Raw genomic sequence first — 23693 nt, forward strand, 5'->3', positions numbered from 1 at the left:
TCGCAAGACGGGCCCGACGCGCAGCCGTACCGCTCCGCCCATGCCTGATCCGCGGTGTTGCCATCATTCCCCCTCGCCCGCAAGGACGTTGGCCTCACGTGCCGGCATCCAGCACCGCGAACGGCCACCATCCGCACAAGTTTAATGTTCTCGCCGGAAGCCAACTTGGCAGGAAGAGCAGCCTCGGCACCCGAGGAACCGAGCACACGGAACACCTGCGCCTGCCCGCGCGCCCAGGCACCGAAGGGCGGGCGACGGAGCCGCCATCACCTCGTCACCGCACCGCTCCGGCGACGGGGCGGCACGAACATCGACCGGCTCCAGGCGCACCGCCCACACACGAGGACACGAAGATTCTCGCGCCCCCACCGCGCGCGAACGGCGCACCATGGAAGGGCACGGGCACGACGCGGTTCGACCTGGCAGGAGTCCGCCGGTGGGACGTGGAAGGTTGCGGATCTTCCTTGGGGCCGCCCCAGGGGTCGGGAAGACGTACGCCATGCTCGCGGAGGGGCAGCGGCTGCGGTCGCTGGGCGCGGACGTGGTGGTGGGCTTCGTCGAGCCGCACGGGAGGCGGCCGACGGCGGCCATGGCCGAGGGCCTGGAGGCGGTCCCCCGGCGCACCCTCACGCACCGCGGGGCGGCCTTCACCGAGATGGACCTCGACGGGGTGCTGGCCAGGTGCCCGCAGGTCGCACTCGTCGACGAGCTGGCCCACACCAACGCTCCCGGGACCCGCAACGAGAAGCGGTGGCAGGACGTGGCCGAGCTCCTGGATGCCGGCATCGACGTCGTCACCACGCTCAACGTCCAGCACCTGGAGTCCCTGAACGACGTGGTCCGGCAGATCACGGGGGTCCGGCAGCAGGAGACCCTCCCCGACGAGGTGGCGCGCCGGGCCGACCAGATCGAACTGGTCGACCTGCCACCCGAGGTGCTGCGCCGGCGGATGGTGCACGGCGACATCTACCCGCCGGACCGCATCGAGTCCGCCCTCACCCACTACTTCCGCGTCGGGAATCTCACCGCACTGCGGGAGATCGCTCTGCTGTGGCTGGCCGACCGGGTGGAGGAGGGGCTCCAGCGGTACCGCGCCGAGCACGGGATCGTCGCCCCGTGGGAGACCCGGGAGCGCATCCTGGTCGGCCTCAGCGGCGGCCCGGAGGGCGAGACGCTGATCCGGCGTGCCGCGCGGATCAGCGCCCGTACACCGGGCACCGAGCTGCTGGCCCTCCATGTGGTCCAGGAGGAGGGACTCGCCCGCGTCGACCCCGCGGCGTTGGACGCCCAGCGCATGCTGCTGGAATCGCTCGGCGGCAGCTACCACCAGACCACCGGCGAGGACCCGGTCGAGCCCCTGCTGCAGTTCGCCGAGGCGGAGAACGTCACCCAGATCGTGCTGGGCGCGAGTCGGCACGGCCGCCTGGCCACGCTGGTCAGAGCGGGGGTGGGAGAGCGGACCATCAAGCGCTCCGGCCCCATCGACGTGCACATCGTCACCCATGAGGAGGCCGCCGGGAACGCCGCACTGCGGCTTCCGCGTCCGGGCCAGGGCATGGGCCTGTGGCGCCACGCCACCGCCCTGGCCGGCGCGGCGGTCCTGCTGCCGACGCTGACGCTCCTGCTCACCACGGTACGTGGCCAACTGGGGCTCGCCGGCGACCTGGTGATCTATCTGCTGGTGATCGTGGTGGTGGCCCTGGTCGGCGGGGTCTACCCGGCGCTGCTCACCGCCGTCGCCGCGGCGCTGCTCGGCGACTACTACTTCACCGCGCCGCTGCACTCCCTCGACATCGAGCGCCCCGCCCAGATCGCCACGCTCGTCGTCTTCCTCGCCACCGCGGTACTGGTCGGCACCGCAGCGGGCGCGGGAGCGCGGCACACCCAGCAGGCCGTGCGGGCGACGTCGGAGGCGCGGGCGCTGAGCCGGCTGTCCGCCGGCATGATGCGCGGCCAGGACCTGGCGGCGCTGGTGGAAATCATCCGGGAGAACTTCGGCCTGAGCGCGGTCAGTCTGCTCGAACGCGACCCACGGGCCTCGCCGGTACCGCGCTGGTACGTGATCGCCGGCGCGGGCGAACATCCGCCGGAGAAGCCGTACGAGGCCGATGTGGAGAGCCCGGTCGACGACGCTCTCACGCTGGCCGCCCGGGGACCGTCGCTGAGCGCGGAGGACCGGAGAGTGCTCGCCGCGTGCGCCGCCGAGCTGGGGCTTGCCCACGCCCGGGGCCGGATCACCGGCTCCGGCGGCCCCGATGACCCGCTCGCCGAGGCCGAACGCACCCGGGCGTCGCTGCTGCTCGCCGCGGGCCGCGATCTGCGCGCGCCGCTGCGCACCGCCGAGAAGGCGCTGAGGCGGCTGCGCCGCGGCACGGGCAGGCGGACGCCGGACGAGAAGCGGCTGCTGGACACCGCACAGATGGCGGTGCACCGCGCGGGACAGCTCGTCGCCGATCTCGACGATCTGAGCCGGCTCCACGCCGGGGCGCTGGAGCTCTACCTCCGCCCGGTCGACCCGAACGAGGCGCTGGGGGCGGCGCTGGACGACCTCGGTCCCGGTGGGCACTCCATCGCGCTGCGAATGCCGGAGTACCTGCCCGACGTGATCGCCGACGCCGCGCTTCTCACCCGCGCCCTGACCGCCCTGGGAGCCGACGCACTGCGCCACAGCCCACCGGACCGGCCACCCGTCATCACGATGGAGGCCGTGAACGGCCGGGTGGCGATCCAGGTGGCGGACGGTACCGCCGACGACGCGGCCCCGGCCGGCGGGGCCGTCAGCTCCCGCGCCGGCAGCCTGGCGCTGCGGCTCTCCCGGGATCTGGCCGAGGCCATGGACGGGTGCCTGGAGACGACGGCCGAGCGGGGCCCCTTCACGGTGACGCTGACCCTCCCGGGCTGCGCGCCCGGCGCCGCACCGGCAACCGGTGGCGCCCGGTAAGGCCCTCGCACCGCTGTCACTCCATCGCCCGCGTCGCAAAAGGCACCTACCCCCCTTTGCCGATATAGCCTCAAAACACCCAAAGGCTCACCCAACAACCGGGCGTGACGGACGTTCCCGCCCTCGATGACTCTGCGGGGTGCCGCACACATGCCGGACCTTGTCTACGTCGGACTCGTCGTCATGGTGTTCGCCCTCATCGGGCTGGCCGCCAAGGGGGTCGGACGCCTGTGACCGCGGAGGACATCGTCGGCCTGATCGTCGCCGCCGGTCTCGTGGGCTATCTCGTCCTCGCTCTGCTCTTCCCCGAGAAGTTCTAGGAAGCGGCCGGATGAACGACACCCTCGCCGGCTGGCTCCAGATCACCGTCCTGGTGGCGGCACTGGGACTCTCGTTCCGTCCCCTGGGCGACTACATGGCGCGTGTCCTGACCAGCGATCACCATGGGCGGATCGAGCGTCTGGTCTACCGTGCGGGCGGCGTGAACGAGGACACCGACCAGCGGTGGCCGGTCTACCTCCGCAGCCTTCTGGCCTTCGCCGCGGTCTCGGTGCTCTTCCTCTACGCGTTCCTGCGGCTGCAGAACCGCCTGCCGCTCTCCCTGGCGGCCAAGCCGATCCCCGCGGACCTGGCGTTCAACACCGCGGCGTCCTTCGTCACGAACACCGATTGGCAGGCGTATTCAGGCGAGACGGCGATGGGGCACCTGGTGCAGATGGCGGGTCTGGCAGTGCAGAACTTCGTCTCCGCAGCCATGGGTATCGCCGTGGTGGCCGCTCTGATCCGCGGCTTCACCCGGGAAAAGGCCGTATGTGTCGGGAACTTCTGGGTGGACCTGACCCGGATCGTCCTGCGTGTACTGCTGCCCCTCGCCTTCGTCTTCGCGCTCGTCCTGGCGGCCCGCGGCGTCATCCAGAACCTCCACGGCGCCCAGGACATCACCACCCTCACCGGCGGCCACCAGACGCTGACCGGCGGACCGGCGGCCTCCCAGGAGGCCATCAAGGAACTGGGCACCAACGGCGGCGGCTTCTACAACGCGAACTCCGCGCACCCCTTCGAGAACCCCGACGCCCTCACCAACCTGATCGAGGTCTATCTGCTGCTGGTGATCTCCTTCTCGCTGCCGCGGACGTTCGGCGCGATGGTCGGGGACCACCGTCAGGGGTACGCGATCGTCGCCGTGATGGCGCTGATCTGGGCGGCCTCGGTCGCGCTCCTCACCGCCAACGAGCTGCACCGTGTGGGCAGCCCGGCCGGACACGCGGCCGGCGCGATGATGGAAGGCAAGGAAACCCGGTTCGGGATCTGGTCCTCGGCGCTGTTCGCGGCGTCCACCACCCTCACCTCGTGCGGAGCGGTCAACTCCGCCCATGACTCGTACACTCCGGGCGGCGGCGGAATGGCCCTCTTCAACATGATGCTCGGAGAGGTCGCCCCGGGCGGCACCGGCTCCGGCCTCTACGGGATGCTGATCCTGGCGATCGTCGCGGTCTTCGTCGCCGGGCTGATGGTCGGCCGCACCCCGGAGTACCTGGGCAAGAAACTGCGCGGCCGGGAGATGAAGTTCGCCTCGCTCTACCTCCTGACCACCCCTGCCCTCGTCCTGATCGGCGCCGGACTGGCCATGGCGCTGTCCGGCGAGCGGGCAGCCGTGCTCAACCCCGGCGCGCACGGTTTCTCCGAGGTCCTGTACGCGCTGACGTCGACCGCCAACAACAACGGCTCCGCGTTCGCCGGTCTGAGCGCCGACACCGTTTGGTACAACACCGCCCTCGGTTCGGTCATGCTCCTGGGCCGGTTCCTTCCGATGGTGTTCGTCCTGGCGCTGGCCGGCTCACTCGCCGGACAGCAGCCGGTCCCGGTCACCGCCGGCACCCTGCCCACCCACCGGCCGCAGTTCGCCGGCCTGCTGACCGGCGTGATCCTGATCGTCGTCGGTCTGACGTACTTCCCCGCGCTGGCGCTGGGGCCGCTCGCGGAGGGTCTGCACTGATGTCCCCGACCGCCGTCCCGCCCACCGCCCCGCCCGGCGCCGACCACCGGCTCCCGGGCGGGTTGCTGGATCCGAAACAGCTGGTCAGCTCCCTTCCCGACGCTCTGCGCAAGCTGAGCCCGCGCACCACGGCCCACAACCCGGTCATGTTCGTCGTGGAGGTCGGTGCGGCCTTGACCACGCTGTCGGCCCTCAGGACACCGAGCGTCTTCGCCTGGGTGATCACCGCGTGGCTGTGGCTGACGGTCGTCTTCGCCAACCTGGCGGAAGCGGTGGCGGAAGGCCGTGGCAAGGCCCAGGCGGACACCCTCCGCCGCACCAGGACCACGGTGACGGCCCGCCGCCTCGTCGGCTGGCGACCGGGCGCGACCGACGCGGTGGAGGAGGAGGTGCCGGGGGTCGACCTGCGCCTCGGCGACCTCGTGGTCGTCGAGGCCGGGCAGATCGTGCCGGGCGACGGTGACGTCACCGAAGGCCTCGCGAGCGTCGACGAATCGGCCATCACGGGCGAGTCCGCGCCGGTGATCCGGGAGTCCGGCGGTGACCGGTCGGCGGTCACGGGCGGCACGAAGGTGCTCTCGGACCGGATCGTCGTGAAGATCACCTCGAAACCGGGAGAGACCTTCATCGACCGGATGATCGCCCTGGTCGAAGGGGCCGCCCGGCAGAAGACACCGAACGAGATCGCACTCAACATCCTGCTCGCCTCGCTCACCATCATCTTCCTGACGGCGGTGGTGACCCTTCAGCCCTTCGCCGTCTTCGCGGGCGCCGAGCAGCCCCTCGTCGTCCTCGTCGCCCTCGTCGTGGCCCTCATCCCCACCACGATCGGCGCCCTGCTCTCCGCGATCGGCATCGCCGGCATGGACCGGCTCGTCCAGCGCAACGTCCTGGCGATGTCCGGACGGGCCGTCGAAGCAGCCGGCGACGTCAACACCCTGCTGCTCGACAAGACCGGCACCATCACCCTGGGCAACCGCCAGGCCACCGAATTCCTGCCGGTGCGTGGGGTCGGCATCGAGGAACTCGCCGACGCCGCCCAGCTGTCCTCCCTCGCCGACGAAACCCCCGAGGGCCGTTCGATCGTCGTTCTCGCCAAGGAGCGGTACGCCCTGCGCGGCCGCGGCGAGGGCGAACTGGCAGGAGCCACGTTCGTCCCCTTCACCGCCCAGAGCCGGATGAGCGGCGTCGATCTGCGCGGCCCCCAAGAACCTCGCTCACTGCGCAAGGGCGCGGCGACCGCGGTGATGCGCTGGGTCCGCGAGAACGGCGGGCACCCCACGGACGACATCGGCCGTGTGGTCGACGGCATCTCCGCCGGCGGCGGAACCCCGCTGGTCGTCGGGCAGATCACTCGGTACGGGGGTACGCCCGACGCCCGCGTGCTGGGCGTCATCCACCTCAAGGACGTCGTCAAGGACGGCATGCGGGAGCGCTTCGACGAGCTGCGCCGGATGGGCATCAAGACCATCATGATCACCGGCGACAACCCGCTCACCGCCCGCGCCATCGCCCAGGAGGCAGGGGTGGACGACTTCCTCGCCGAGGCCGCGCCCGAGGACAAGATGGCGTTGATCCGCCGCGAACAAGAGGGCGGCAAACTCGTCGCGATGACCGGCGACGGCACCAACGACGCCCCCGCCCTCGCCCAGGCGGACGTCGGCGTCGCCATGAACACCGGCACCTCCGCCGCCAAGGAGGCCGGAAACATGGTCGACCTCGACTCCAACCCCACCAAGCTCATCGAAATCGTCGAGATCGGCAAGCAGTTGCTGATCACCCGCGGCGCCCTGACCACCTTCTCCATCGCCAACGACGTCGCCAAGTACTTCGCGATCATCCCCGCGATGTTCGCGGTCGTGTACCCGGGCCTGAACAAGCTCAACATCATGCGTCTGCACAGCCCGACCTCGGCGATCACCTCCGCGATCGTCTTCAACGCACTGATCATCGTCGTACTGATCCCGCTCGCCCTGCGCGGAGTGCGCTACCGCCCGTCCTCCGCCGCCGGACTCCTCAGCCGCAACATCTGGCTCTACGGACTCGGCGGCCTCGTCCTGCCCTTCCTCGGCATCAAACTCCTCGACCTGGTCATCCAGTTCGTGCCCGGCCTGCGCTGACCGGCGGACGAGGAGGACCCACCGGCGCCCCACGACAGGAGAAGGCAACCATGGCGCACTTCCTCCCCTCTGCCGCGCTACGCCACCTGGCAGCTCTGCGCATGCTGCTCGTCCTCACCGTCCTCACGGGCATCGCCTATCCGCTCCTGGTCACCGGCATCGCCCAGGTCGCCTTCCCCGACCGGGCCAACGGCTCGACGCTGACGGCCCACGGCCGAACGGTCGCCTCCCGCCTGATCGGCCAGAACTTCACCCTGCCGAAGCGGAACCCCCACGACCCGGACGAAGCCCCGCGCCCCGACCCGTCCTGGTTCCAGCCCCGCCCCTCCGCCGGGGGCTACGACCCCACCAGATCCGGCGCCTCCAACCTCGGCCCCGCCAACCCCGCCCTCACCGCGACCGTACGGGCCCGCCGCGCCGCCGTCGCCGCGTTCGACGGCGTCCCCGCGGCCTCCGTCCCCGCTGACGCCGTCACCGCCAGCGGCTCGGGCCTCGACCCGGCAATCTCCCCGGCCTCCGCATACGAGCAGGTGAACCGCGTCGCCAAGGCCCGCCACCTGACCCCCGACCAGGTCGGACAGCTGGTCTCCCGCCACGTCCACGGGCGCGTCCTGGGCTTTCTGGGGCAGCCCTACGTCAGCGTCGTGGAGCTGAACCACGCCCTGGCCGCGCCGCGGCGACCAGCCACCGCTGGGCTCAGACCCGTACGGGACTGACGGCCTCGAAGGCCGCGCCGACCTGATCGGCCGGCGTCACCGCGACCAGCCGGGCGGCCGGCGACGGTGCGGCGCCTTGCGCCCCCTGGAGCATGAACCGGCCGTAGAAGCGCGCGTTGCGGGACACCCGCAGTTCCACGCTCCTCGTACCGCGCCTGCCGCTACAACTGCCGAGCATGGTCAGTGGATACACCGCAGGCGCGTGCGTAGGCGATCACAACAGCCCGACGGGGCACGGACTTCCCGGACGCCGCGCGCTGAAGCGTCGTGGGGTGATAGCCGGCCCGGTCGGCCAGGCGGGTGTAGGTCAGTCCGGTGAGCGCCCGCGCTTTGGGCAACCATTCGGCCAGTTCCGCCAAAGACCGATTGTCCGTGATCACTGCGTGCTCGCGACGTCCCACAATCGCCGCCCTCAGGCCTGTGCCCCGGGAGCGAGCAGCGCACGAAGTGCGGGAAGCATGGCCGGCCTGCGGCCATGGACCAGCAAGGCGAGGACCAAGACGGCGACCAGCCCAGCCCCTGCCAGGAGCTGGAGAATCTCAGCAATCGGCAGACCCCTCACGGCCAGCACGCCAGCCAAGGCGGTGATCACAATGACGACTACGGCTTCGCTGCCCGTCAGACGCCGCGGAGCGGGCTGAGATTCCACACATGCGACGGAATGGTGCTGAGACAAGGGGGGACTCCCTGATGTTGAGGTCCGGCGGCCGTTCGGCCGCCGGACGGGTGCTACTGGCTCCATTGCTTACGGCCGCGGGCAGTTGGCGCTGCCCAGGCGCGGCGTAGACAGCATGGTGGCAGCCAAACAGGTGAAACCCGTCCTCTCGACAACAATTGATGCACTGTTGTCCCAGTGCGGATTCGGTCGTACGAGTCTTCTGGACACGTCACAGCGAGGCCGTCGCGCCGCCATCACGTCGCTGACCAGTCGTCACGACACCTCTGAGCGAACCTGCCGCAGCTACCGTTGCATGTGGTAATCAGAAATGATGCAGGATCGCCCCAATTCGGCTTGCGGTCATGCAGACCAGACTGCGACGATCCCGGCGAGCTTGGCGTTGTGGCAGCTCTCCCTGATCGCTACTGGCTCCAACCAAAGCTGAACAGGGTTTTCGCATCCTCACGTTGGCGCGTAAGGATGCCAGGAACCGGCGCCGGTCCACACCGGCGCCGGTTCCTTCGCGTGGCCAGGTACGACTAGCACGTGGACGGCTTACCCCTGGTGGCTGGCACATATCAGCGCCTTCGGCGTTCGGAGCCGATACAGGGGCGCATCCCGTAGCGAACCCTGGTCGCGCTATCACGTTCACTCCACAGTTGTGTTCCCGACTGCATGAGGAGTAATTGTCAAGAGTTGTGGGCGGCGGCTCGGCGGGTGATGCGGGCAGTGGGGCGCTCGATTCAGCTCGGCTGCAGGAATTCCCAGATCCGGGCGAGGGTGTCGCGGGTGCTTGTGTGCACGTGACCGGCCATCCCGAGTGACCTCGCGGTCGCGACGTGTCCTGGAGTGTCGTCGATGAAGAGGGTCTCGGCGGGACGGGAACCGACACGTTGCAGGGCGGAAGCATAGATGCGGGGGTCGGGCTTGGAGTATCCGACCTCGTAGGACAAGACGATGGCGTCGACCACGTCGAGGAGGCCGGCGTTCGCCATCCTGGTGCGCATCAGCGGCCAGGTGTTGCCTGACGATGGCGGTCTTCGCGTGGCCGCGGAGGCTGCGCAGGCCCTCCACAAGGGCGTCGTCCCAGGTCTCCCTGGACGCCAGGTCGCGCTGGATCTCGTTGATCAGGTCGAGGCTGATTCCGAGCCGGTCCTGAACGATGCTCCACCAGGCTTCCTCGCGGGTGTGGCCGATGGGTACCTGGCCGTCGTTCCCGCCGAACAGCGCAGCCAGGAAAACGCGTTGGGTGATCGCGAGCCGGGCGCTCCACTCGGCGGCGGCCGCGGTCAGGCAGTCGGGGACCAGGACGCCACCGATGTCGGTCAGGATCGCGGTCCGGTTCATGCGGCGACCACCTCAGGGTTCTCGACGAGCCGACCGCGTTCGAAGCGAGCTCCGGCGCGGACGAGCGGGACGCGGTGGGCTCCGTTGACGGCCCGCCAGCGGGTCTGGGCCGACTCGACGAGCTTGAAAACCATCGCGAGGGCCGCGGCGCGGGAGCCAGCGCCCCGGGTGACCTTCGTGCCCAGGCGGACGGTTGCGAAGGTCGACTCAATGGGGTTGGTGGTCCGCAGGTGGATCCAATGCTCGGCCGGATAGTCGCAAAAGGCCAGCAGGACATCCTGGTCGTCGGTGGTCTTCTCGACGGCCCTGGGGAACTTCGCGCCGTAGAGCTTGGCGAAGGCCTGGATGGCCTGCTCGGCGTGGTCGCGGTCCTCGGCGTTGCAAATGTCCTGGATCGCCTTCTTCGCCGTCGGCTGAGCCGACTTCGGTAGGGCGTCCAGGACATTGGCCGTTTTGTGGACCCAGCGCCTCTGCTCATGGGTGTCGGGGAGGACATCCCGCGGACCCGTTGACTCACGCATGAAGGGGGCGATCTGCCGGGGTGGGATCTGAAGTCGAGGCGGCATACGGAGACCTGGCGCCCCCAACGGCCGCACCCCTCACCTCCCCTCGGGATGCGACTCGAACATTTTTCCGAATTAGAACAATTTTCCCCATCTGGGCGAGGTCAAGATCTCAGGCAATCAGCCCCGCCGAATCAGAGCTTCAACTACCTTATGAAATAAGGACTTTACGTAGACCTTGCAGCTCAACGAGCGGAACTAAAGCGTGGCCACAATCCAACAGGGAGGGCCTTGGAAGCCACATTTCCACTATTAGCCGCTTTCGGCATGGGCTCATTGATCGCATTTGTCGGGGTTGCTGGTGGCGCGTTCCTTGTCATTGCAGCTCGGCGAAGCACCCGTCCCGAACGGTGCGCAGGAGAGGAAAACACCCTCCCGGGTGACGCGGCCCCGGACTGCCAGGCAGGCCATCGGCAGCTCCCTGAGACCCATCCACCTCGGGCGGTCCACGAGCACGCGAAAAAAGAAAGGAAAGGGACAATGGAGGCGGCTCCGCAGGGCACAGCGACCAGGGTCAAGGCCCTGATCGAACACAAGAAAAATATCGCCGAAATCCGAGTTGCGTTACGCATCAGGACCATTCAGACAGTTACCCGCTGGTCATCCGGGGCCCTAGCCGTCGCCCTCCTCTTCGCTTTCGTCATCGCGAACGTAGCTGTCGGATGGGACTCTATCGCCCTCGCAAACAAGATCGCCATCCCTGTATTTGTACTCAGCGCCGCCACCTGCGGCGCTGTCTGGGGAGTTGAATGGAAGGCGCGGGACGATAAAAGAAAACACTACGAGAGGACGCCGCGAGAACTCAAGATCGAGCTAGAAGCAGCGGAAGAGCTGCGTCTTCTGGACGCCGCCCGGCTTGGCCTCCCAGTTCCCGATCGCCAATATTCCTACAAGGATTCCATTCCGACGGAACTCGAAAGCCTGCGTAAAGACGGAAAGAAGTACAGGAGGAGGCACAACTTCGCCCAATCGGTTATCATCCTCGGATCGCTGGGCGGAACCTCCATCTCCGCGCTTGCAGATACGCCAGCACCTCTTAAATATTGGGCCATGGGAATTACGCTTACGGTAGGTGCGGCAGCAGGCTTCACCGGGTACTACAAGTGGCGCGAGCGAGCATTCTATCTACAGCAGACAGCAGACGAAATTGAACACCACGCGACGGCTTTCGAACTGGGAATCTACCCCTACGACGATCCTGAAGAATCCGTCAGGCTGGCCAAGCTTGCCAAGGAAATCGAGCTTCTGAGGGTTGAGCAACGCAAGCGCGAACAGCAGCTTGATCAGCCGCATGAAGGGAATGCAGAGGTCGTCTAGGCCGCACTCCTACTGCCAACGGGTGCAGGCCGTTCCCCGGCGCGCTGATGATGCGCCGAGGAACGGCCTGTCCGCACTTCGCAGAGGACCACTGCCATGTTGCAGCGTCTTCGTCAGTCGGTATGCCGGGCCTCGTGGGTCATTTCCAGCCGCGGTTGGAGGTCACGCTCCCCCAGCCGGTGCGTTAACCGCGTGCAGCCGCGCCAGCCGTGCCGCCTCGTCCTCCCGGAACGTGGCGACTTCTTGGCATCGCTGACTCATGACGAATTCGCCGAGGGGGAGGCAGAGGTCCATTCGCTGAATGCAGACTCCGACCATGAACGGGCCGTTGGTGGCGCGGTACATGCGGACCCCGTAATACCCCTCTTGGCAGTCGTCGGGGTTGTTGAACCGACAGCCGTTGCAGGTCTCCGGAAGGCGTACGGGACGGATGCTCTTGGCGTAGAGGGTTCGCCCGTCCGGCAGACGGTATCGGACCCGCTGGTCGGAGGCTCCGGCGGTGATGATCCGGCGGACGGGGATGGCGCCAAGGTGGTCGACGACCTCCTGCATGGCGGCCAATGAGGCGCCGTCGTCCTCCAGGGAGACGAGCATGCGGACCACGACGGAGCGGCCGTGTTGTTCGATGATGCGCAGGACGCGTTCGACGTGGTGGTGGTCGGGGATGACGATGTTCGCGGAGACCTTGATGCCGTGCTCGCGGGCGGCCTCGATCGTATGCGTAAGCGCGTCCAGCTTCCGGGCTGCGAGTTTGGGGGAGGCGAGGCGTGGGGCTTGGACGGCGGCGAGTTCTTCGGGGGTGGTGCCGAAGACGCTGAGGTTGATGCGGTCGAGGCCGGCGGCTGCGGCGTCGGGGAGGACGGCGGCGCCGTTCTCGCCGTTGGAGGTGAGGCCGACGGTCAGTCCGAGGCGGCGGGCGATGCGGATCAGGCCCGGCAGATCGGGGTGGATGGTCGGTTCGCCGCCGGTGAAGTGCACTTCGTTGGTGGGGAGGCTGCCGCGGACGGCGGCGAGTGCGAGGGCGAAGTCGGTGTCGGCGGGGATGCGGGCGGGCAGGAAGTCGGCGCCGTTGGTCTTGAGGTAGATCGACACGCGGCCGGAGCGGCCCGGTGTGCCGGTGAACTGGTCTGCGGCGCGGCCGGTGTTGTCAGCGGTGACCGGGGTCCCCTCGTTGTGGCAGAACGAGCAGGCCAGCCCGCAGGCGTCGATGATCTTCACACGTAGCGTGCGGTCCGGCCTGACCTCGACCGGCAGGTTCGTGAGGTCGTGCATGGTGTTCCCCCTTTTCCGTACCGGCCGGGGCACCCGCCCCGGCCGGTGGTGGCAGATGCCGCCGCCTATGCGAAGCGCAGGTCGGCGATGGAGTCGAGGTCGATGCCGTAGCGGGCGTAGACCTTGGTGGTGTTGATCGACGTCAGGTGCTCGCGGTCGATCCCGAGGGCGGCGGCGGTGTTCCAGACTTGGGCTTCGTCGTCGGCCTCGATCTCCAGGTATGGCGGGATGCGGGGCCACTCGTCGATCTCCAGCCGCACGCCGCCGAGCGTGTAGGAGGTGCGGCGGTTCTCCTGGTAGCTGCGCGGGGTGAGGCCGACCAGGCCGAGGAGTGCGCCGGCTTCCTCGAAGGAGTCGACGGTGATCTCGGTTTCGTGGGTGCCGTCGATGGCGTCCGTGGCGATCTGCTTGACGCACAGGGTGACGCCGTCTCCGGTGTCGCGGAGCCGTACCCAGCGGCCGGGGACGGCCGGGACGGTGTCGTAGACGTAGCGGCGCATGAGCCGGGGTTCGGACTGCTGGATGCCGCCCGCCTCGACGATGAGCCGAGCGGTCTTCGCGGGGTCGATGTCGAGAGCCTTCGCCTCGTATTCGATGCCTGCCATGGGAGATCCGATCTGTGTAGGTGTCGCTGGGGTGCGAGTGGTGGCCTCGGGGCGGGGGGCAGCCGTGTTCATCGGGTATCTGGCTACGGGCCGACCGGCGGCGAGTTCCGTGACAGAGCGACTGCCACGCCGACCACGAAACCGCACGAGGCCGAGAACAGAATGATGAGCAGCGGGCCGGTGTAGCGCGCGAGCCAGCGCACCGGGCGCGTTCTCACCGTCCCCACCGCCCGTTGGCGACGGACACCTTGGCACTCAGCTCTTCGGCACGGGTGGGCCGGCGAAGCTCATCGGGCGGCACGTCCCACTCGGTTCCTCCCCGCGGTGGCCGGAGCTGCACGTACGCGCCCACGTGTCCCATGACCACTCCGGCCCGCCCGCTCCGTCTGTCGATCGTCAAAGAGCCCACGGCCGGGCAAGGAGCACTACTCAACACCGCCACCGCCTCCTGGCCTCATCGGCGGCACGGCCCCGGATCGGGGCGCCGCTTCTGATGCTCGTCAGCTGTTCGTTCGCCATGGAGAGAGCATCGCGAGCGGGGCAACCTGCTCCAAAGGCCCTGCTGATTACCCAACTTGGGTACCATCACGCCTGGTGATTCGTAGCGACAGTGAGTAGTTCTCAGCAGTTGGAGCTTCGCGATGCCCGAGACCTCCCGTCCGCAGGAACTGCCTGCCCGGCTGCTCACCGACGCGGAGATGATCGAGGCTTGCCGCGTCCGCGACTTCGCCAGGGTCTTCCGGCTGGTCAAGGCGCGGGCGGGCATCTATCCGTCGATGATCGCCCGCCGGTGTGACCTGACTCCGAGCCGCGTCGGCGAAGTGATGGCCGGGCGCCGCCAGTTGGTGCACATGGACGTCATCGAGCGCGTCGCGGACGGCCTGCGCATCCCCGGCCACATGCTCGGCCTCGCCCGGCGCTCCTGGGAGACGCCCACCGCTCTCACGGTGTCCGAGCGGCAGCCACCCCAGGAAGCGGCAGTACAGGAACCTGCTCCCGCCACGCTGCCCGGTTCCGAGGTGGACAGCTTCCTCGCACTCGCCTCGCGGGCGGACCCCGGCCCGTCCACACTCCGGGCCCTGCAGGCATCGATCGAGGACTACTGGCGGCGGGATGACCAGCACGGCGGCGAGGTCCTTCGGCCAGCGGTGGTCGGCCAGCTCCGGTATGTCGTCGGCCTTCTGCACGACGGCTACCCCGAACCCATCCGCCAAGAGCTGTACGGAGTCGCGGCAGAGCTGGCGCGCCTCACCGGCTGGACGTATTTCGACGCCCGCCAGTACAGCCAGGCCCGCGCGTACTTCGCCGAGGCGCTGCAGTTGGCCAAGCAGGTCGACGACCGGCAGTTCATCGCCAACGTCCTGGCGTGTATGAGCCTCCAGGCCACGTATCAGGACAAGCCCGGAGACGCCCTGGCCTACGTCAACGCCGCCCAGGACGCGGCCCGGGGAGCGCCCGGGGCAACGCCCCGCGTGATGTCGATGCTGTCCATGCGGGAAGCCTTCGCCCACGCCACACTGGGCAGCCGCACGGCCACTCACGCGGCGCTGTCCGAGGCGCACCGCCAGTTCGACTGCACTCGCCCCGGCGACTCCGACCCGACGTGGGTGCGGTACTTCGACGAGCCGAAGCTGATCGTGGACACCGGCATCGCGCACGGACGCCTGGGCGAGGCGGCAACCGCCGAACCGCTGATCGCCGACGCCCTGCGCAGGGAGAGCGACTCCAACCAGCGCGGACGCGCGTTCCACACGCTCTGGCTCGCCCGCACCCAGCTCCAGCGCGGCAAGTTGGAACAGGCATGCCGGACGGCCACGGACGCCCTGGAGCACGCCTCAGCGATCGCCTCCCAACGGGTGACCGGCCATCTCAGAGAGTTCTACGACCAGCTCGGCCCACACCGGAACGAACCCACCGCCATCGCCTTCGAGGCACGACTACGGGAACTGCTGCCGGCGTGAGCCGCTCGGACGTCAGCGAATCGCCTCATCCATCAGCACGTACAGCAGACCCACGAGGGAGCCGCTGCTCACGATCTCCCGGCGGTCGATCATGCCCCGCACGTCGGCGAGCGGGATCCACTCGATGCGGTCGGACTCGTTCTTCTCCGTCGGCGGCCCGATGCGGGTCGCGCCGTCGGCCCGGAAGACATGGTGCTGCGAGTCGGTAATCCCGTTCGCGGGCTCGGCGTAGATCAGCTGCTTGAGCGGTCCCGGGCGCCAACCCGTCTCCTCCAGGACTTCGCGGCCCGCCGCTTCCTCCGGAGTCTCGCCCTCCTCGATGAGCCCCATGGGCAGCTCCCACGCCCAGGAGTCGGTGATGAACCGGTGCCGCCACATCATCAGGACCTCGCGGCGCTCGTTGACCACCGCCGCCACAGCGAGATGCCGCAGCCGGACGACGTGGTGTTCCCACCGGTGCCCGTCAGGCTGTTGGACATCCACCAGGCACAGGTTCACCCACCGGTTCGTGTAGATCTGCCGTTCGCCATGGGTCTTCCACTGCATCTACGCCGCCCCTTTCGCGTGCTGAGTTCAGCATCGCAGAGCGGGTGGGGGAGGTGACCACGTCCGACGGTGTTCTCGGCCGCCTCGGCCCAGGTGCCGTGTGAGCGCGCCAGTCGGGTGTTCAACGCCGTCGCCGCTGTACGGCTGGTGCGGCGGCTGAGACCGGCCGGATATCGCGTCCGGTATCCCAGTCGGTGTTGCCGAAGGTCGCCCAGGAAGCAGCCGAGGCAACGGCCGCCATCGTCCCCAGGGGCGCCGCCCGCCGACCGGCACAGGGTCGAGCCACCCCCCCGCAGCCGGCGCCGATAGAGCCCCCACAAGAGCGCGTCCAGCCCCTTGCAGCGACACCAGTCGGACGCGATGGCCACACATGAGGGCGCGAAGATCATCGCGTTCCCGTCCCGCCGGGCCCAGAACAAGGAAAAGCCCAGGTCAGAAGAGTTCCAACCTGAGCTTCCAAAGAGCCCCCTGTCGGATTCGAACCGACGACCTTCGCTTTACAAGCATGATCATAGGCTTACTCACCTTTCCTTATCCTGCGTCCCGCTTCACTGTTTTCGCAGTTCAGTGGCCCGATAGGGAGAGATGACGGCGGGGTCTTTCGTGATTCTTCCCGGGCTTTCTCTGCCCTTCCGTTCCCATCTCGTTCCCAACTGAGGGCCTGAAAACAGGTCGTTGAGATCCAGCTGAGAGGTCTGCGGAGGTCAACCGGCCGGTCGCGATTCGGTGAGCACCGCAGATGCTTTGGGGGGGAGCGGCCCCTCTCTCCCCCAGCCCGGGAGTTGAGCCGTTGACCGTTTGTGCAGGTCAGCCGTGTGGCTACACGCTAGCTCGTCGTTGCCGCGTTCGGAACCGGTCGGCCCGCGCTGATGGTGTTCGCTCCGCCGCTTGCCGTCCGGCTGTGGTGAAGTGGCGGACGGCGGCTTCGCGGGCATCGGGCGGTGTGGTCACAGGGGGGCAGGTCGGGGTGGCCCCGGCAACTGCGCCGGGGCCACCGTGGGAATCAGAGGTTGTCGAGGTCAGCCCGCTCGGCTTGGAACTGCTTCTCTTCGTCGCGGAGGATCTCCAAGAACATGGCCGGGTCGAAGCCGTCGCGGAGTCCGTTGAGAAGTGGCTCGGCGAGCCTGTTGCCGGGCTCAATGTCGAGCGCATCTGAGAGGGCGTGGCAGGCCGTGGTGATGTCGCCCTGCCGCCAGGCCACCCAGGCGAGGAGGGTGAGGAGGTGTGGGGCTTTGTCGGTGTGCGGCGGTACGCAGCGTCGGGCGAGGTAGCCCCACAGTTGCCGCTCGGCGGGGAGGTCGCTCTCGTCGCCGGTGGACATCGCGACGTCTCGGGTCAGCCGGTCTTGGATGCCGAGGATGATGCGCGCGGCGATCTCGTCCATGAGGTGGGCACGGCCGGCACGGAAGTCGGCCAGGGCTGCGTTGATGATGTCGATCGTGCCGCAGCGGGCGAGGAACTGTCCGTGTTCGGTGAAGGCTCGGGTGATGCGGTCTGTGGCAACGGCCGCGTCAAGGGCCTCACGGTGACGGTGTGCTGTGGTGTCGGCAATAGGGCGGTATTCGCTGGTGACCTGGGTGGTGTGCTGGGTCTGTGTCTTACGCCGGGCGTGACTGTCTTGGATGGCGGAGAGGAGGTCGTGGGGGTTCTCGCCGTCGGTGATGCAGAGGTGTATGCCGAGGGCCAGGTCGTATTCGGGATCGGCGGTGAGGGCATCGCGTAGGGCTAGCCGGGCCGCAATGAGGTCGCCTTGCTGCCATGCGGCGAAGGCGTACAGCGTCAGGGCGGGCACGGCTTCCCGGGCGGGCTGGGCGGTGCTGTGTCGGGCGAGGTAGGCCCATAGTTGGCGGGCGTGGGGAAGGTCGTCGTCTGCGGTGTGAGCTGCGCCGGCATCTACGGCTGCGTCGTCTTGCAGGCCGACGATGAGTTGTGCGGTCAGGGTGCGGTTGAGGGTGGTTGTTCCGGCCCGGAACTGGTTTATGGCTGTGTCGATCTGGGCGTAGGTCGTGGTCAGTGTCGCGTCGAGTTCGGCGCCGGTGGCGGAGGCGGTGTTGAAGCGGGACGCGGCGTTGCGCAGGTCCTGGAGGAAGTCAGGGTCTGTGGTGGTCGCGCGGAACTCGTTGATGATGTCGCGGGTGCGGGGGCCGGGTGTGCGGCCGAGGCGGGCCATCTGCGCGGCCACGCTGGTGGGGTCGTCGGGTGAGGGAAGCGGTTCTCCTTCGCAGCATCCGTCTGTGTGGCATTCGTAGGCCCACCACCGGTTCGCGACGAGACCGATGGTCTGGTGGACGGTGGCACGCTGCTGGGTGAGTTCGGTGGTGAGCCAGTCGGTGACGGGGGCGAGGAGGGCTGCGGTGTCCCAGGGGGTCTCGTTGGAGCGTGGTTCACGGCAGAGGTAGATGATGACGCCTTGGCCGAGGTCGTGTCCTCGGTCATGGGCGTACGCGGCGAAGTGGCGGGCGGCTTTCTGTGAGGTGGCGTGCCACTGGGTGGGGTCTTCGGGCAGGGGGTAGGTCATGGTCGGCCCGTCGTGGAAGTTGGGGCCGGGTGCGTGGAGGGTGATGCTGTCGTCTGGGTAGTGGCCGAGGAGATACGGCAGGATCTGGGCGAGGTTGGGCAGGGTGTTGACCTGCACGGTGTTGTCGGGGCTCATTTCTGGGTTCCTTCGTGCGCGGTGGTGTCGGTCTGCCCGATGCGGGTGGGTGGGGGCGGGGCGGGGATGCCGCGTGGCTTGTTGGTCAGGGCGGGTAGTAGCCGGTCGCGGATGAGGGCGCCGAGGTCTTCGGCGAGGGCATTGCTGGTGCGCGTGTTGAGGACGGTGTGCCAGGTGCGGCCGGGTTGGATTCGGGCGTCGCGGGCGGCGTTGGCTTTGGCCCGCTCGTCGGGGGTTGCTAGGTCGGGGATCGGTGGCAGGTAGGGGCCTGCGGTGATCCAGGTCTGGATGGTGAGGCCGCGGGATTGGACGCGCAGGCCGAGGCTGTGGCCGTCGGGGTGGCGGAAGGTGGCTTTGCGCTCGGGGGTGTCGGTTTCCTCTTTGAGCCAGGGCGGGTCGAGGGTCGGGGTGATCTGGTCGAGGGGCGGTAGGTCGATGTCATCGCGTGGTGCGGCGAAGGCTGGCCGTCGGCGGCGGGGGGCTGGGGTTGTGCGGGGTCGGTCGAAGGCGTCGGTCATGTTGCGTTCCCTGCGCCGGCCATGAGGTTGTCGAAGGCTGCGAGGGCGCGGCGGTGGGCGGCGATCGTGGTGGCGGTTTCTACGTGCCGGTCGCGTTCTTCGAAGGCTTCGAGGGCTTCGGTACGTGTTTTGGCGTAGTCGTCGTCCCGTGTGAGGCTGTTGGCACAGCCGATGAGGCAGCGGGGGCCGAGGTCCCAGATGATCGCGTTGACGGCGGCGCATGCGGCCGACAGTGAGTCGACGTCGTTGCCGTACCAGCCGAAGTCGTGGGTGCTGAGGCCGAGGTCGCGTAGGCGTTGGGCGACGGAGCGGAACATCATGCCGGAGCCGATGGCGGGTTCGCAGATGGTCATGCCGGGCTTGGCGGAGTCCTCGTCGATGGTCATGTTGGCCATCAGGTCGCTGACGCAGGCTGGCGTGTGGTATTCGCCGCGCCATTTCTTGTCGCTCTTGTGGCGCAGGTTGGTGAGTAGGGGGCTGAGGACGTCGGCTTCGGCGCGGCGCTGGGGGTCGTCGTGGCCGGTGAGGTCGAGTAGGCCGGTGTTGATGGCGGTGCGTGTGACGGCGTGGGCGGCGCGGAGCTGTTGGGGGGCCGGGCTGGGGTTCCAGGCCCAGTCGTGCAGGCGTATGGCGCGGTTGATGAGGTCGGGGCGTTTGATCCAGTGGCCGAGATAGATCTCCTTGAGGAGTTGCGGGAGTTGTTCGGGCGTGAGGTTGAGCACCAGGTCGGCGACTCCGGGGAGGTTGCGCAGCAGGCAGAGCCCGGCGACGGTGCCGAGGGGAATGTCGATGCTGCTGCCGCCGAAGTTCTGGTGCCAGGCGTCGAGGACGTTGTCGGCGATCTTGTGGGCGTGCGCGTGTGGGTCGTTCGGGGCGGCGTAGCGGCGGGCGGTGATCTTGTTGGTGGTGTGGGCGGTGGGCTTGGGCGAGGGGTTTTTCGCCCATGAGGGCACGGGGCGCACGGTGGCGATCGTGGCTGCGGTGCGGGGCATGAAGTCGTCGGTCACGGCCGATTCCTTTCTGCGGGCGCGCATGGGGCCGCCCCGGTGCGCGGTGCGCGACCGGGGCGGTGTGGGTGGTGTGGGTGGTGTGGGCGGTGTGGGTTAGTTGGCGGGCGGGGCGCTGGCGGGGGTGAAGAGGCGGGACTCGACGCTGTGTGCGGCTCGGTGGTGGCCGGCTTGGCGCAGGCCGACGGTGAGGAACATGGCTGCGGCCTCGTCGAGCGTCATGTCCGCGGTGAGCTGTTCGAAGGTGGCGTCGCGGAGGGACGGTGGGCGCATGTCGTAGCTGGTGCGCAGGATCTGTTCGATGTGGTTGAGGACGTTCGTGGTCTGGGCCGTGGTGAGGCCGAGGAGGGTCGCCCAGTTGGCGAGGGTGATCTCGTCTACCGGCAGGGTCATGCTGGTGGTTGAGGGCTGGCGGGTGAGGTTGTTGAGGTGGGTGGTGTCGCTGTGGTCGGGGTGGCCGACGGCGTAGAGGCCACCGGTGAGGCGTTCGGTGTAGACGTTCCATCCGACCCAGCGCATGACGGCGAGGTAGCCGAGTTCTCCCCCGGCGAAGCCGGTTCGGTTCTCGGCGTCGGGGTCGGGGGCGATGAATACCCAGCCGGGGAGTTCGTCGCAGGCCAGTACCTGGAATCCGGGGCGGAGTTCGTTTGTGCCGTCGGTGTGGATGGGCGGGAGGCCGGCGGCGGCGAGGATGCGGATGACGTCTTGTACGTGGGGGGCGTTGTGGTCCTGGGGTACAGCGCCGATGCCGGTGTGAATGGGAAGCTGGTAGGGGACGGCGCTGGTGCTGGCTTTGTGGGTGTCCAGGAGGATTTGCGCGTCGTCGCGGCGGTTGGCGCTGCGCATGGCGATGATGGCGACGCTGACGGCCGTCTTGCGGTTGTTGGCGAAGCGGTCGTGGAATTCGGCGGGGTCCGTCTGGGTGCCGTTGAGGTGGTCGTAGGCGCTGTGGGCGGTTTCGAGGGCGTGGGCGACGTCGTCGGGGTCGATTCCTATCTGGCTTGCGATGTTCTGAATTTCTTCGGTGATGTTCATGTGGTCTCCAAGAGGACGCTTTCGCGCATGGGTGCGCCCCCGGCCGGGGCCGGGGGCGCGGGTGGTGCGTTTCGGGGTTTGAGTGGCGGTAGCCGTGGCGTTGGGTGCTCCCGTGTTCGCCGTGCCCCCCTCAATGTGGTCACACACGCGAACAGAGGATGACTTCCATTTCCGCAACTCCCCCGCTTTTCGAATTCAGTGATTTGCGAATTCGTTAATTAAACCTTAGTGGAAATTGCCCGGAAATCAAGTTTCCCGTCCGGGGTAAATAAAGGGTTCACCCATTTCGAAATTAGGGGGCAGGGTCGGGCCAGTTCATGGTTTCCAGGGCGCGCCGGTGGGTTTCTGGTACTGGCGCTGTGGGGTGGCCGAGCCAGTCGAGGCCCATCGCGGCGAGGATGGCCGCGTCGGCTTGGTCGTACCGGCCGGGACCTTCGCAGTCGATGCCGTATCGGCTGATGACGGCGTTGCGCACCATGCCCTTGGCGGCGCGGGCCCGCTCTGCGCGCGGCAGGTGTTGGGCGGGGTTGGCGCGGCCGGTGGCGTAGATGGTGCGGTGGTGGGGGTTGGCCACGGCGTACGGGATGCCGCGGCGCCACAGGTCATGGGTTGCCAGCCACCACAGGCCGCCGAGTTCGTGGTGGCCTGCCTGCCTGCCCTGCGCGTAGGCGGGCCCTTCCACGACAACGAGGTCCGGTTCCTGCGTCATGAACCCGGCGATGGTCGCCAGCAACCAGGTCATGCGCTCGTGGCCGCGCCGGGTGCCGGGGCGGGCGGCACATGCCCAGTCAGTCCCGGCGATGCCGGTGGACGTCAGGGAGAGGTCCAGGCCGATGACGTGCGGGCGGTGAGGCCCCCGGGGTGCTGGGCGGGTTTGGTCGGCGGTGCGGGCCGGGTGGCTGTTCGTCACCTTGTCGCCTGCGAGGTGAGGTAGTGGGTGATGAGCCGGTCGGCCCCCACCTTGGCTTCGCCCTTCATACGGCCCGCCCATTCGCCGTCGGGCTCACCGGCGGTGGGGCCCCAGAGGTACCAGCCGGTGTCGGGGTATCCGTCCTTGGCGTTCCGTTTGCGGAAGGCGAGTTCCCACCAGCCGTGGCGCCAGCGCCACAGGGTGCGCGGTGTACTGCCGTCCATCCAGCCCGTTCTTTCGGCGAGGGCCTGGCAGCGGGCGATTTCGACGCGCAGGACGGCGTTTTCCCGTACGAGGTCTGTTCCGGGGTGGGCGACGGCTGTGCGCTGGGCGTGGAGTTGCGCTTGCTGGTCGTTGACCTGACGGGTGAGCAGTTCGAGTTCGGTGGTGTGCCTGCGGGCGCGCCGGCGTGCGGAGTACCAAGCCTGGCGGTAGCGGTGTGTGCGGGCGCGGGCCGCGGTGAGTTGTTCGCGGGCGTGTGTGCGTTGCGCGGCGACGCGGCGCAGGACTGTTGCGGCTCCGGGGGCGGAGTGTTGGTCGAGCCACTGGGCGGTGGCTTCTATCTCTTGCCCGAGCGAGTAGGGCTTCATGGGGTGTTCCTCCGGCGGGCCGCCGCGGCGTGTGTCGGGGCGGCGTGCTGTTCGTGGTCGTTAGGGGCGGTGGGTCCTGGCGGCCTTGCGGATTGAGTTGCTGGTTTCGGGCAGGGGGGTGCGGCCTGCGACGAGTTGTGTTGAGAGAGGCACCAGCGGGCCGCCGTCTTTCAACACCGCGGACATCGGCACGCAGGCCCCGGACGGTCCCGCCAGCGCGACGTAGGGCTCCTCACCGGCGGGCGGGCGCTGCGTGATCCGCCATACCGTCCCCCACCGGTCCACGTAGTCGGCTCCCACTTCATAGGCGAGCCCTTGGTAGAAGAAGCGACGCAGTGGTCTCAGAGGTCGGGTCCACCCCTCCAGGTCGTCCCTGCCATGTCGGTCGGGCTGCCCTGTTTGCAGGCCGATGAAATCGGGGCCTGCGGTCACGATGAACCCGTCGCGGCCTGTCGGCGTCAGCTCTACGTCGTCACCGGCCTGCCGCCACAGGTCGAGGTCCTGGGCGCTCAGCCGGATCGAGGCCGATGGGTTCGTCGCCGCGGTATCGCGGTGGACTCCAGCACGCAGCCGGCTGCGCCAGTGCGGGACGCTCGCGTAAGGGGCTACGGGGGCCGTCATCTGGGCTGCGCCCTCGGTGAAGCAGACCGCGGGCCTCTGCGTGGTGTAGTCCACGCACACGTTCTCGCATGTCTCCAACCACCCGCGCAGCACGGCGATGTCCTGGGCTGCGAGGGGCGCCGCCCACTGCCCTCCCTCGACTGGGGTGCGGGCCACGACGAGGGTCGCGGGGGTACTGACGACTGCGTGCAACCAGGTGCGGGAGCACTCCAGCGTGAGCGTGTTCTCCTCCTGCCCGATCAGGCAGTGAGGGCCGACGCGATCGAGCAGGTCCTCAAGGGCGCGGGCATCGATCGTGAACATGGGTCTCCTTCCAG

20 protein-coding genes and 1 pseudogene are annotated in these 23693 nt (G+C 68.5%); 7 read left to right on the forward strand and 14 right to left on the reverse strand.

The genetic code is table 11. The features are described 5' to 3' along the window. Positions 1-388 precede the first annotated feature (388 nt). From ACF1BH_RS04075 to kdpC, 5 genes are all read left to right on the forward strand, one after another. Positions 389-2941, forward strand: a complete 2553-nt coding sequence (locus ACF1BH_RS04075) for a DUF4118 domain-containing protein (RefSeq protein WP_391640805.1) — start codon at positions 389-391, stop codon at positions 2939-2941. A gap of 230 nt (positions 2942-3171) precedes the next feature. Then, entirely contained in the window at positions 3172-3261 is a 90-nt protein-coding gene (gene kdpF / locus ACF1BH_RS04080) for a K(+)-transporting ATPase subunit F (protein ID WP_391640806.1), read from the forward strand. 11 nt (positions 3262-3272) lie between these two features. Then, entirely contained in the window at positions 3273-4937 is a 1665-nt protein-coding gene (gene kdpA, locus ACF1BH_RS04085; RefSeq protein WP_391640807.1) for a potassium-transporting ATPase subunit KdpA, read from the forward strand. Beyond that, complete coding sequence (gene kdpB / locus ACF1BH_RS04090; protein WP_391640808.1) at positions 4937-7057, forward strand: potassium-transporting ATPase subunit KdpB; 2121 nt, start codon at positions 4937-4939, stop codon at positions 7055-7057. The genes kdpA and kdpB overlap by 1 nt, the downstream gene beginning before the upstream one ends. Positions 7058-7107: 50 nt before the next feature. Then, positions 7108-7773, forward strand: a complete 666-nt coding sequence (gene kdpC, locus ACF1BH_RS04095) for a potassium-transporting ATPase subunit KdpC (RefSeq protein ID WP_391640809.1) — start codon at positions 7108-7110, stop codon at positions 7771-7773. Here kdpC and ACF1BH_RS04100 read toward each other — a convergent pair. From ACF1BH_RS04100 to ACF1BH_RS04115, 4 genes and pseudogenes are all read right to left on the reverse strand, one after another. Beyond that, positions 7754-7966 carry a hypothetical protein gene (locus ACF1BH_RS04100; protein WP_391641020.1) on the reverse strand — a complete coding sequence of 71 codons (213 nt, stop codon included), beginning with the start codon at positions 7964-7966 and terminating at the stop codon, positions 7754-7756. The two genes, kdpC and ACF1BH_RS04100, sit on opposite strands and share 20 nt — an antisense overlap. Further along, positions 7935-8174: a helix-turn-helix domain-containing protein gene (locus ACF1BH_RS04105; protein WP_391640810.1), complete on the reverse strand. Its 240-nt coding sequence runs from the start codon at positions 8172-8174 to the stop codon at positions 7935-7937. The genes ACF1BH_RS04100 and ACF1BH_RS04105 overlap by 32 nt, the downstream gene beginning before the upstream one ends. A 1000-nt stretch (positions 8175-9174) precedes the next feature. Beyond that, the gene (locus tag ACF1BH_RS04110) at positions 9175-9438 is read right to left on the reverse strand and encodes an HAD family hydrolase (protein ID WP_391640811.1); all 264 of its coding nucleotides are present in this window, start codon (positions 9436-9438) and stop codon (positions 9175-9177) included. Positions 9439-9774: 336 nt separating this feature from the next. Further along, a pseudogene (locus ACF1BH_RS04115) lies at positions 9775-10278 on the reverse strand (transposase); the annotation flags it as partial. Between the two features lie 543 nt (positions 10279-10821). On the opposite strand from ACF1BH_RS04115, the gene ACF1BH_RS04120 reads away from it, so the two are divergent. Beyond that, on the forward strand, positions 10822-11658 hold the full coding sequence (locus ACF1BH_RS04120) for an SLATT domain-containing protein (protein WP_391640812.1): 837 nt from the start codon (positions 10822-10824) through the stop codon (positions 11656-11658). 162 nt (positions 11659-11820) lie between these two features. On the opposite strand, the gene ACF1BH_RS04125 is transcribed toward ACF1BH_RS04120, so the two are convergent. Then, positions 11821-12930 carry a radical SAM protein gene (locus ACF1BH_RS04125; RefSeq protein ID WP_391640813.1) on the reverse strand — a complete coding sequence of 370 codons (1110 nt, stop codon included), beginning with the start codon at positions 12928-12930 and terminating at the stop codon, positions 11821-11823. A 65-nt stretch (positions 12931-12995) separates the two neighbouring features. Next, entirely contained in the window at positions 12996-13535 is a 540-nt protein-coding gene (locus ACF1BH_RS04130; protein WP_391640814.1) for a class IV adenylate cyclase, read from the reverse strand. Positions 13536-14176: 641 nt separating this feature from the next. Here ACF1BH_RS04130 and ACF1BH_RS04135 point away from each other — a divergent pair. Further along, on the forward strand, positions 14177-15496 hold the full coding sequence (locus tag ACF1BH_RS04135) for a helix-turn-helix domain-containing protein (RefSeq protein ID WP_391640815.1): 1320 nt from the start codon (positions 14177-14179) through the stop codon (positions 15494-15496). A 12-nt stretch (positions 15497-15508) separates the two neighbouring features. On the opposite strand, the gene ACF1BH_RS04140 is transcribed toward ACF1BH_RS04135, so the two are convergent. From ACF1BH_RS04140 to ACF1BH_RS04175, 8 genes are all read right to left on the reverse strand, one after another. Continuing rightward, complete coding sequence (locus ACF1BH_RS04140) at positions 15509-16042, reverse strand: NUDIX hydrolase (protein WP_391640816.1); 534 nt, start codon at positions 16040-16042, stop codon at positions 15509-15511. Between the two features lie 1003 nt (positions 16043-17045). After that, positions 17046-18695 carry a DUF4192 domain-containing protein gene (locus tag ACF1BH_RS04145; protein ID WP_391640817.1) on the reverse strand — a complete coding sequence of 550 codons (1650 nt, stop codon included), beginning with the start codon at positions 18693-18695 and terminating at the stop codon, positions 17046-17048. Next, the gene (locus tag ACF1BH_RS04150; RefSeq protein ID WP_391640818.1) at positions 18692-19213 is read right to left on the reverse strand and encodes a hypothetical protein; all 522 of its coding nucleotides are present in this window, start codon (positions 19211-19213) and stop codon (positions 18692-18694) included. The genes ACF1BH_RS04145 and ACF1BH_RS04150 overlap by 4 nt, the downstream gene beginning before the upstream one ends. Continuing rightward, positions 19210-20220, reverse strand: coding sequence for an N-6 DNA methylase (locus tag ACF1BH_RS04155; protein WP_391640819.1), 1011 nt, complete (start codon positions 20218-20220; stop codon positions 19210-19212). Before ACF1BH_RS04155 ends, ACF1BH_RS04150 begins: the two co-directional genes overlap by 4 nt. Before the next feature lie 96 nt (positions 20221-20316). Beyond that, positions 20317-21255 carry a hypothetical protein gene (locus tag ACF1BH_RS04160; protein ID WP_391640820.1) on the reverse strand — a complete coding sequence of 313 codons (939 nt, stop codon included), beginning with the start codon at positions 21253-21255 and terminating at the stop codon, positions 20317-20319. 292 nt (positions 21256-21547) lie between these two features. Next, a complete protein-coding gene (locus tag ACF1BH_RS04165) occupies positions 21548-22165 on the reverse strand; it encodes a hypothetical protein (protein WP_391640821.1) in 618 nt (205 codons plus the stop codon). Continuing rightward, on the reverse strand, positions 22162-22755 hold the full coding sequence (locus tag ACF1BH_RS04170; protein ID WP_391640822.1) for a hypothetical protein: 594 nt from the start codon (positions 22753-22755) through the stop codon (positions 22162-22164). Before ACF1BH_RS04170 ends, ACF1BH_RS04165 begins: the two co-directional genes overlap by 4 nt. A gap of 60 nt (positions 22756-22815) precedes the next feature. Then, positions 22816-23679 carry a phiSA1p31-related protein gene (locus tag ACF1BH_RS04175; RefSeq protein WP_391640823.1) on the reverse strand — a complete coding sequence of 288 codons (864 nt, stop codon included), beginning with the start codon at positions 23677-23679 and terminating at the stop codon, positions 22816-22818. Between the last annotated feature and the right edge of the window lie 14 nt (positions 23680-23693).

Source organism: Streptomyces sp. NPDC014733 (assembly GCF_043083385.1).
In the GTDB taxonomy this organism is placed as follows: Bacteria; Actinomycetota; Actinomycetes; order Streptomycetales; family Streptomycetaceae; genus Streptomyces.